Origin of the sequence: Photobacterium damselae, from assembly GCF_003026815.1 — a bacterium.
Taxonomy (GTDB): Bacteria; Pseudomonadota; Gammaproteobacteria; order Enterobacterales; family Vibrionaceae; genus Photobacterium; species Photobacterium damselae.
In genome coordinates this window covers 1-2464 of record NZ_PYOG01000076.1, presented here as the reverse complement: position 1 = coordinate 2464, position 2464 = coordinate 1, and the positions used below count along the sequence as shown (strand labels likewise).

Sequence of the window (2464 nt, the reverse complement as noted above, 5' to 3'; positions counted from 1 at the left end):
TGTATTAATTGCCATTTTTCAGTCAGGCTAGTTATAGTGTTAACCTGTAATTTTTTAGATTCAATTTTTATCTTATAAAAATTTAGTGGCTTATCTAATTGCACATTAATTGATATATTATTATCACTATAAGACCAGATCCCATGTTCTTGTTTTAATTTGTATTTTTTACAATCACTTTGCTCATTATTAGTAAAACAGCGCTGATAATCCACCCCTGCAGCAGCAAAAGTTGGAATAACTATGAGTAACAGACACAACTTTTTCATTATCTTCATACAGTATTCCTTTTAAACTTATATCTTGCTTGAAGGCGTTATCAAGTAAAGTAATAAACACATAAAATAGAAATACCCTCTAAATTAACGAGCATGAGAGGTTAAAAACGAGACTCTAGGCACAGTTTTCTATTTTAAGGCGGAAGTATCTGGATCCAGTTGTAGGCGGGTTACTGCTCTATAATGAGTATTTATGAAATACCATTGGACACATGGGTATCTGAGGAATCGAGTTTTTGATGACCTTTACATTGAGCTCCCTGTCGATTCTGATCGATTTATGGTTTTAAACGTTCCAATATTATCTACCTTTTAATGGGAGGGTTACATCAGGATAACAGTTGGAAAGTGATACACTCCGCTAAAAAGGGCACTGCCACGATAGTGTCAAAAATAAAGCAACATAGCCTTCGTGCGGCAGTTTGGTTACTGTAAGTATGGTGGATTTTCAGACTCGCCGTATATCTGAACCGATGGGGTGAAGATCACACATTAGTTAACTATCGATAGGAATCGGATATATCGACCTAAAATAGAAAACTACAGTCCAAAGTAGTTATTGAAAGCTGCAGCCTCATCATTATTTTTAATGAAAAAACACAATATGATTTTGTTTTACTGTGAATAACTGCGTAAATCTTTGATTTTCCAGTTATCCACAGTAACTATAATAAACTATATATATTTATTAAGATCTATAAGATCTATAGCATCAATAAGACGTTGATAAGAAAGATTTTTTTTGTGTTTTGATTACGTATTTTAGGTATATATCTATCTATTTTTAGGTGTTTATGATCATTATTAAGGTATATGTATAACACTTTTTAGGTGTTTGTGATCGTTCCTTAGGTGTATACGTGACATTTTTTAGGTCTAATACGTAACTATCTTGTCACTAAGGCTCATTTTACCTTAATTATAACAAAAATTAGGTGTTTAAGGTCTATAACCAACATATTTAAGGTGTTTTGGTATTGTTTTACACCTAAAATATGTTATCTATAACGAGATACCTACGATATTACCTTAATTATGTTATCTGTTAATAATCTGGGTTACCATTCGTCTCTGCAAATGATTCTATTTTGTCTAAAAAGTCTTTAACTTCTTTCTGTACTGCTAAAACCTCTTCTTTCTCATTTTTCTGACTGAAGTGGCGCTTAGCTAAAGCTTCTTCAATTGTGGCTGCTTTATCGTCTCGACCAACATACCGATAAGCTATCGCTAGTGTTTCTAACTCAGTATCGATAAGTTTTATGTTTTCTTGTAAACGCTTGAGTTCAAGGTGTTTTATGGTCTTAATTGCTTCATGCTGGTTTAATTCGTCTATCGTTCCTAATTTTATCCAGCGGAAAAGAAACTTTACGCCAGTAATCTCACGTCCTTTTTTTACTAACTCGAATCCTTTATCACCGTTATCACTATCAATAAATAGTAATTCTTTATTGATCTGAGGGTGCTCACTTAAATCTTTGATACTGTCTCTAATACACCGTTTCATAAAGACACTGTTATTTTTAAAAGATGCTTTATCTTTTTTCAATTTTCCAGCTTCATCAAGAAGACCAAAAATACCTTTTAATTCGATCAAGCTTTGAGTATGCATCTCAAAGCCTTTACTTTTAAACCGACTTAAGAGCTCGTAGAGTCTTTTCGAATATTCTTTCTTTATATCAAAAAATACCCGGGTGTTTATTAGGGCAAACCCTTGATTATATTCGATATATTCAGACTTCAACATATCATTTGGAACCATTGTTAGAATACCTTTTTTATATGCAATATGCTTAAACAAAGGCCTATAATCAAACTCAATATCACCTTTTGAGTTTTCTTGTTTTATCCCTATTTTTCGACTCGCTAATCGATTAGCAACAGGACTTAGATTACTACCGATATGTTTAGGCTCTACACCTAACCACTCTGATAATTGGTGAGATGTAAATTCGTAATGTGGAGTACTTTGTTCCCAATCACGTCCTTTCATGTGTGCAATCATCAATGCGAACATATCAGCTTCTCTTGCTGATAGGTCTTGCCTACTAAATACGAGCTGATGTCCTTTTTTGATATGCTTTGGTAGGCAATCACTTACTATAGGATAATATTGTTCTTCGTTTTTCATATGCATGATCGTAGATAACAGAATTTAGGTTTATTATGAATCAATTAAAGATAAATTT

General features: G+C 32.8%; 2 protein-coding genes. Both read right to left on the bottom strand.

The genetic code is table 11. From position 1 onward, the window contains the following. The coding region (locus CTN07_RS22225) for a lipocalin family protein (protein ID WP_146154908.1) at positions 1-278 on the bottom strand (278 nt) is incomplete at its 3' end. Positions 279-1323: 1045 nt separating this feature from the next. Further along, positions 1324-2406: a replication initiation protein gene (locus tag CTN07_RS22220; protein WP_068946016.1), complete on the bottom strand. Its 1083-nt coding sequence runs from the start codon at positions 2404-2406 to the stop codon at positions 1324-1326. Between the last annotated feature and the right edge of the window lie 58 nt (positions 2407-2464).

Bases quoted from the DNA above. Each gene is read 5' to 3' on its own strand.
- CTN07_RS22220 (WP_068946016.1), bottom strand. From the start codon at position 2,406: ATGAAAAACGAAGAACAATATTATCCTATAGTAAGTGATTGCCTACCA.